This window comes from Plectonema radiosum NIES-515 (assembly GCF_025753815.1).
GTDB lineage: Bacteria > Cyanobacteriota > Cyanobacteriia > Cyanobacteriales > Nostocaceae > Hassallia > Hassallia radiosum_A.
Window position 1 is genome coordinate 1 of record NZ_JAOWRF010000308.1, and the last position, 6,890, is coordinate 6,890.

The 6,890-nt window shown below is 41.7% G+C and carries 7 protein-coding genes; 4 read left to right on the forward strand and 3 right to left on the reverse strand.

Going from position 1 to position 6,890, the window contains the following annotated elements:
* Together OGM63_RS29965 and OGM63_RS21695 are read left to right on the forward strand one after the other, a co-directional pair.
* Window positions 1–84, forward strand: an 84-nt coding sequence (locus tag OGM63_RS29965) for a transposase (RefSeq protein WP_375340484.1), incomplete at its 5' end; no start/stop codon positions are given.
* Window positions 85–813: 729 nt separating this feature from the next.
* Complete coding sequence (locus OGM63_RS21695; RefSeq protein WP_263747735.1) at window positions 814–2,055, forward strand: S-layer homology domain-containing protein; 1,242 nt, start codon at window positions 814–816, stop codon at window positions 2,053–2,055.
* Between the two features lie 102 nt (window positions 2,056–2,157).
* Here the strand turns inward: OGM63_RS21695 and OGM63_RS21700 are convergent, their stop codons facing one another.
* Entirely contained in the window at window positions 2,158–3,483 is a 1,326-nt protein-coding gene (locus OGM63_RS21700; RefSeq protein WP_263747736.1) for a GAF domain-containing sensor histidine kinase, read from the reverse strand.
* A 289-nt stretch (window positions 3,484–3,772) separates the two neighbouring features.
* On the opposite strand from OGM63_RS21700, the gene OGM63_RS21705 reads away from it, so the two are divergent.
* The gene (locus OGM63_RS21705) at window positions 3,773–4,090 is read left to right on the forward strand and encodes a DUF3155 domain-containing protein (protein WP_029633439.1); all 318 of its coding nucleotides are present in this window, start codon (window positions 3,773–3,775) and stop codon (window positions 4,088–4,090) included.
* 412 nt (window positions 4,091–4,502) lie between these two features.
* Here the strand turns inward: OGM63_RS21705 and OGM63_RS21710 are convergent, their stop codons facing one another.
* Window positions 4,503–5,033 carry a cofactor assembly of complex C subunit B gene (locus OGM63_RS21710; protein WP_263747737.1) on the reverse strand — a complete coding sequence of 177 codons (531 nt, stop codon included), beginning with the start codon at window positions 5,031–5,033 and terminating at the stop codon, window positions 4,503–4,505.
* A gap of 52 nt (window positions 5,034–5,085) precedes the next feature.
* The gene (locus OGM63_RS21715) at window positions 5,086–5,433 is read right to left on the reverse strand and encodes a PadR family transcriptional regulator (protein ID WP_263747738.1); all 348 of its coding nucleotides are present in this window, start codon (window positions 5,431–5,433) and stop codon (window positions 5,086–5,088) included.
* A gap of 737 nt (window positions 5,434–6,170) precedes the next feature.
* Between OGM63_RS21715 and OGM63_RS21720 the strand changes: the two genes are divergently transcribed.
* Entirely contained in the window at window positions 6,171–6,755 is a 585-nt protein-coding gene (locus OGM63_RS21720) for a DUF3611 family protein (protein WP_263747739.1), read from the forward strand.
* The last annotated feature ends 135 nt before the right edge of the window (window positions 6,756–6,890 follow it).

Here is a 6,890-nt window from a genome sequence, read left to right on the forward strand (position 1 = left end):
AGTCCTAGTTATTTTGTTGCTTCTACGGGTGCTGTAAGTACAGAAATTGTCAGACAATATATTGAGAATCAAAAAAGCAATTAAAACTAAAATGCCTTTCGGAATCAGGCGGTTAGCTTTCATCCCCCGGCTAAAGCACAGAACTCGAAACTACGTTTCTGTTCTTCGGGGGTTCTCAGCATGGGTTTGATAGGAGATACGCTGACAAAATTGCCGCAGGGGACTGAATTTATTCTAAACACCATGAAACAAAGTATCCGACAATGAGCTTGAAACTGTGTTTAGTAGTATTACTTGCGTTTTCCCTAAATCGATGCACTCATACTGTTACTTATCAGTATATTAAGGCATGTAGTCAGTCAGTTAAGCAACGCCATGTTTGAGAGTAATACTTATCTTACTGAAAACATAATTGTTGTGAAAGCTAGGTTTGATTGGCTTTGACGACGTTTGCGTGGAGATTGAATCCAAATTAATAAAGAGTAAAAAAAATTAAATTTTTCTGCAACTATTTTTTCAAAGGCACGTCTTACTGAATATCAAGGATTGTTTAAATACTTATGTCATAGCTCAGACTTATCATAAGTGAGTAGTTTGTCATGCTTAAACATGACTATCTCAAAAAGCAATTAAATAAACTTGATTTAACTGGGTGCAAGAAGCCGAAAATGGCGCTCAAAAATCGCAATTTTAGGAGCGTTGGAGTCCGCTAAAAGTATTGACAAAAGGCAGGAATAGCTTGGAACTATTTATCTGACGAATTGTCTTACTAACTAACAGTAAAAAACAGAATTGGTGGGGAGAACGAATTCAATGTTTAGTTTAAATCGCGGCAAAAAAGTAACAGCTGCACTGATGACTTTGAGCGTAACAGCAGGTGCTGTAGCACCCTTCATTGCACCTGCACCATCATTTGCTCAAACAACTTTTTCTGATGTTAACTCTAACTATTGGGCAGGAGAGTTTATTCAAAAATTATCAGAGCGAGGCGTTATTGCTGGCTTTCCTGATGGTACATTTCGCCCAGAAGAACCAGTAACCCGCGCTCAATTCGCCGCGATGATTCGCAAAGCTTTCCAAAAAGCGCCAAAACGAGAAGCAACTAAATTTAACGATGTAGCTAGCAATTATTGGGCATACAGCGCCATTCAAGAAGCTTATAGCAGTGGTTTCTTATCAGGATATCCCGGCAATCGCTTCGAGCCTAATCAAGCTATTCCTCGGCAACAAGTTTTAGTTTCCCTCGCCAACGGTCTAGAATATTCTGCTAGCAGTAACGCTGAAAGCACTCTGCAATATTACAACGACTCTTCTAATATCGCTGGTTATGCCCGCAATCCGATCGCAGCAGCAACTGAAAAGCGAATTGTCGTCAACTATCCTAATGTTAACTTCCTCAATCCTACCCAAACCGCTACACGAGCACAGGTAGCAGCTTTTATCTATCAAGGATTGGTTAGCACCAATCAAGCTGCCGCAATTAACTCGTCTTACATTGTCGCAGCTCAATCGACTACTCCCACACCTGTAGCTGTGAAAATCCCTCAAGGAACAGCTATTCCGATCAAGTACGACAAAGCAGAAAAAATTCTTGTCACTAAGGAAGAAACAGCGCCTTTGACACTCACAGTGGCGCAAAATGTGGTAACACAAGAAGGAACTATTGTAATTCCTGCTGGTAGTCAGGTTGTCGGGCAACTTAAACCAGTTAAAGGTGGTTCTCAATTCGTTGCTCAGAAATTGATTTTACCTTCAGGTCAAGAGTATCAAGTCAACGCTACCTCTGAAGTGATTAGCAAAACACAAACAGTGAAAAAGGGCACTAGTGTTTCGGCAATTATTAAGAATACCGTATTGGGCGCAGGTGCCGCAGCTGCCGTCTCTGCTGTCACAGGCGATCGCGCGATCGGTACAGAAGAAGTTTTGGGTGGGGCTGGTATTGGCGCATTGATTGGTCTATTCTTTGGTAAAAAGAGCGTTGACTTAATCGCAATCGAGCCAAATACTGATTTACAAATGACAATCAATCAAGACTTCCAAGTTTCACTGAAATAGGAGCGTGGGGCATTGGGCATGGGGCATGGGGCATGGAAAGAATCTCTCATTCTCAATTCGTAACTGCCAATGCCCATTAAACAATTGCCCATTGCCCATCAACTAACCCTCAACAATCGGCAACCAAATAATAAAAGTGGTTCCTGGTGCTGAGGGTGATTTAATAATTGAATTAATTGCAGGGCTGAAAACTTCAATTTCGCCCTGCATTTGTTCTATTAATTGTTTGGCGATCGCTAACCCCAATCCAGAACCAGGAATTTCTGTTTCGGCTTGTACACCGCGATAATGTCGTTCACCAAGATGTTCTAAATCTTGTTGGGGAATTCCCGGACCATTGTCACTGATGGCAATTCCGCAAAAGTGAGGTTTTTCTTGTCCTGCCTGAATTAAAATTTTACCACCAGCAAAAGTGTATTTCAAGGCGTTGTCGATAACATTACTTAATACTTCTCGTAATGTTTTGGAATTAGCGCGAACTAAAGGTAGATTTGGTGGCAGATGGGAAATTAGTTGCAGTTTTCTTTCCTGGGCGATGGCTTGAGCTGACACTAATAATGGATTTAAGATATCGATTAAAGCAAAATCAGCTTCTTTGTCTTCGCTTCCGGGTAATAAGAGGGCTGGTTTCGGCTCGTTTTGCAAAGTTGCTTCTACAAATGCTTGTTTGTCTGGAAGTTTGAACGGTGCTAAATCTGCTGCTGTCAAGTCAATGACTTTATCGAACTGTTGCAGTAATTCTTGGAGGCGATCGCTTTCTCGAACTATACTAGCGGCTACTTCCCGATTAGGATCGCCCGATCGCAGTCGCTTGAGAAGTAGTTTACCAAAAGTCCGCAAAGCTGTAAGCGGGTTGCGAAACTGGTGCAATAAGTTATCGAGTAAATCCCGTTGCTTTTCTTGGATAATTTGCTGTTGATGCAACGAGTGCTCTAACCAGGCTCGACGCTGATCTAAAATGATTGCGATCGCCAGAGTTTGGGCTATCCTTTGAATTTCACCGCGCTCCTTTTCATTCCATCCTCTGTCTTCTCTGGCTGTCACCAGCAATCCCATCATTACACCCTCGTGGATTAGAGGTAAAACAATTTGGTTGCCATTTAATACATATTCTTCTTGTAAAGGCGGTTGCGGCTCATTTAACGTTTGCGATTCTGATGGTCTCAATAACTTCTGCTTCACGTTTGGTAAGAATAAAGCATTTCTCACTGTCAAGGACTTAGACCTCTGAGCCTCAGCACTCTCATCTATGAACCGAACTACTGCTGTATCTGGGTAAACCACTACCGGAATCAGTTTTGCTTCACCTGTCGTGGTTTCTGCCAATTCTTGCGTCAAATACACGACACTCAGAGTTGCTCCCAGCCCTTGGGTTAACAGTGCGATTTGCTCTTGGCACAGAGTAACAAACTCAGAACTGGCAGACATTAACATTTTTCACATCTTGCTTAAAATTACAGAATATGAGGGATGATTAACTAACATAGCTTAGTTTTTCCCTCATTCATTTAATAAAGCTTAACTAAAACTTGCAACTAATGCTTTGGTCTTTGGGATTATAGTTCACTGCTTTTAATTTCTTGACATTCACAAATATTACTTTTATCGTATTAAAACTTAAGAAACTATTGATTTTTTGAACTAGAACTTATATAATGACGACGGATTTTGTAGCTATAACTACAATCTGCGTAGCTTGAAAGAGGAGGAAAATAGGTTGGCAAGGAGACGCAAAAGGAAGAGTCGTCGTCGCCAAGAAGGGCGACGTATACTGGAGCATGTGCCTCAATATAGCATCGAAAGCGGCGAAGAAAAGCCTGTGACAGCAGCGAGAAAATTCATTCAAGCTGAAGGTATATTGCCGCCCGCCTTGCTACTCGTAAAGCGGAATGAACACACCACAGACCGCTATTTTTGGGCAGAAAAGGGGCTGTTTGGTGCTCAATACGTAGAAGAAAACCATTTTCTGTTTCCTAGCTTGAGGGTATTAGAAAATCCTTCAGGTCAAGAAACTCTAGCTCTGGCTAGCCGTTAAAAAAGCAATAGTTGTCTTACAGATTGAGTGGAGCTTGTGACAATTATTAACTGGCAAAATTGTTCAGTTATTGAAAAATTTCATTTTTTTTTAAGTTTGTAGCTGATTTGCCAGTCGAGCTAGTCGAAGATATCAAACAATCAACTCCTATCAAACTGCGCTTGTTTGCCAGGGTTGATTGTTTGTATTATTAGATACTTCAAATTCACGAAAATAAAGCGATCGCGTCACACCAGTAAGACCTACTGAAAAAATGTGAATTGTCTTTCACCGAGGAAAGTTTATTACTTTGGCAAGAAGAAACTTTTAACGGCATTACGAGTGAAATTGAATAGCTTTTTCTCCCACCCAGGTAAAGTCTTTTTTTCATCATTAGCTTACATCTCAATCATCAAAGATGCTCAAACAACCCTTAAGAAGAAATTTTTAGCTGTAATTCCCGAATTAGCTCACTGAGTTCATCTCGATGGGCAATTACAGTTATTTTACTTGCTTCGTCTTTTTCCCTTGGAGTTGGTTCTACTTTGAGCAATACCTTCTCAAGTCTTCCGGCTTTTTTCCAATAATAAATACCACTCAAGGGTGAAAACAGTACCATCCCTAGAAACACCGTACTCAAGCTAGGAAAAAGCAGCGACAACACTAATGATAGAGAAACAATACCCGCCGCTGCTAAAACAGTTAAAAATAAAGCCAAAAACCAGCTGGGTCTGACAAACCCTTCAAACGTTACTTGATTTTGTTGAGAGTCTACCGCTGCCACTCGGTAAGACCGCGATCGAAAATACTCCTTTATTTTCGGCATCAAAGTATTTTCGTCGAGAGTGGACACTAGTTGCGCTTTTTCTATGCGGTCTTTAGTCGAGGCACGGATAAAGAAAAACAGCCCGACCGATAACAAGAAAGTTAGCAGCAACGTGGATGGCAGAATAGTAGTATCCATAGGAAATTGTTACTTTTTTAGTGGAGGAGACTTATTCATTATTAATTATTGGTTAATTTGTCCTCCGCTGTATGTATTCTTGCCACAAACGAGCTAAATCCTGCGCCAGAGAAAGCCATTCTGGGGAAACTTGGTACATCCGTCTAGGGCGCCCGCGTCCTTCGAGTTTCTTCCAATACCCAGAGATTGCCTTTTGGTCTTCCAGAAATTTAATCGCACTGTAAAGCACAGTGTCCGAAAGCCTGTAAGTAGGATATTCGTTTTCCAATTTCTGGATCAACTCAGTACCGTAGGATTCACCTTCTAGCAAAATATGCAAAATATAACAAACTGCTAGTTCCTGACAGAGGTAAGTTGGCGGAGGATTCTCAAAGAATTGATATATATCCTCAAGTTTCATGGTTAGTGAATGGCTAAAAATGCCTTATAGTTGTTGAACCTAAAATTTAAATTTTAGTATATAATGCTACCCTCCTGTTTATTGAGTATTTAACGCTACTAAGGGTTTATTGCCAAAGCGCAAACATTACACCAGTTCCTACGCTTAACCGTAGGGCGGGTATGCTAGTTGTAGAGGCGCAAGAAATTACACCTTTACCCAAGGGAGTTTGGGTTGTGGTGAAAAGCGATGAGACAACGAATATACCGCCATCCTTGTGTCAAGTGATGCCGAGCTAGTTAGAACTGCTTAAGCATAAGATGCCATCTAAGCAATTTTAAAGGCAAAATGCGTTTTTTTTTTAAAACTTAATAAACACTTTTTTTGACGGTGATTATCCCGGTGTAAATCCTCAAAAAATAAGCTATGTAACCAAGGGATGCCAGAAAAAAGTGGTTGCCTGTACCGTCTATTCGTAGTGGCTCTCCTGTTGGGGGGATACATCGTCCCCTACACAAATAAATATGGTTGCTCTCACCAGCCAAAAAAGCCCTTTAAGGCTCGCAAACTCTTGGAGATGTATCACCATTTTTTTTGAAGAGCTTTCAAGGGTGAAATATTCGGTTCAAAGCTGAAATACCCTCTTGATAACACCACAGATGAGATTAAGTACTGACTTGTGTACTTGAGATCCTCTTATCCTTTCTGGTAAGTGTGATAGTAAATTTAGCAAGCGTAAGCCCACGTTGGTGATCGGTATGTCAGAAAAGCCCAGATCGCAATCTTCTTCCTCATCCCTAGAGGAAATAGCCCAAGCATTTCGTCTCACAGGATGGATTAGCTTTTGGTCGCAGTTAGTACTGGGGGTAATTGCTAGCGGAATTTTGGTGTTTGCCAGCTTGATTCGCAACACGAATGCGAATCAAACAGCTGTGGGAACTGGTTTAGGTATATTTTTTGCAGTAGCTGCGGTAATTAATTTAGCAGGCTCGATATTCTGGGCTTTTCGTTATACCAGAATCGCCAGACAACTGCAATCGAGCAATCCTAACAACCGTCCCCGGAAAGCAGAGACGATGTTACTCTTACGGACAGGGTTAATAGTCAATTTAGTCGGACTGACACTAACGTTAGTGGGCGCCGAAGCGATCGTTGGGGCATTGTTAGCGAAGGCATTAACTTTACCCCAACAAGGTTCAGGACTTTTACAAATTAATCCTTCTCAAATTATCAGTGCCTTGGATATTGTTGTTGTACAGGCAAACACCCAAACCCTTCTGGCTCACTTTATCGGGCTAGTGGGGACAATTTGGCTACTTAATCGCGTTAGCAAACCGCAATGAGCAGTGGGGGAGGGGGGGATGGGGAGAGTGGGGGATGGGGAGAGTGGGGGAGGGGGAGAAACAAGAATTATTCTCCTTGTCCCCTTGTCCCCTTGTCTCCTTGTCTCCTTGTCTCCCACTCCCCCACTCCCCCAC

Bases quoted from the DNA above. Each gene is read 5' to 3' on its own strand.
- OGM63_RS21695 (WP_263747735.1), top strand. From the start codon at position 814: ATGTTTAGTTTAAATCGCGGCAAAAAAGTAACAGCTGCACTGATGACT.
- OGM63_RS21710 (WP_263747737.1), bottom strand. From the start codon at position 5,033: ATGGATACTACTATTCTGCCATCCACGTTGCTGCTAACTTTCTTGTTA.
- OGM63_RS21715 (WP_263747738.1), bottom strand. From the start codon at position 5,433: ATGAAACTTGAGGATATATATCAATTCTTTGAGAATCCTCCGCCAACT.
- OGM63_RS21720 (WP_263747739.1), top strand. From the start codon at position 6,171: ATGTCAGAAAAGCCCAGATCGCAATCTTCTTCCTCATCCCTAGAGGAA.
- OGM63_RS21700 (WP_263747736.1), bottom strand. From the start codon at position 3,483: ATGTCTGCCAGTTCTGAGTTTGTTACTCTGTGCCAAGAGCAAATCGCA.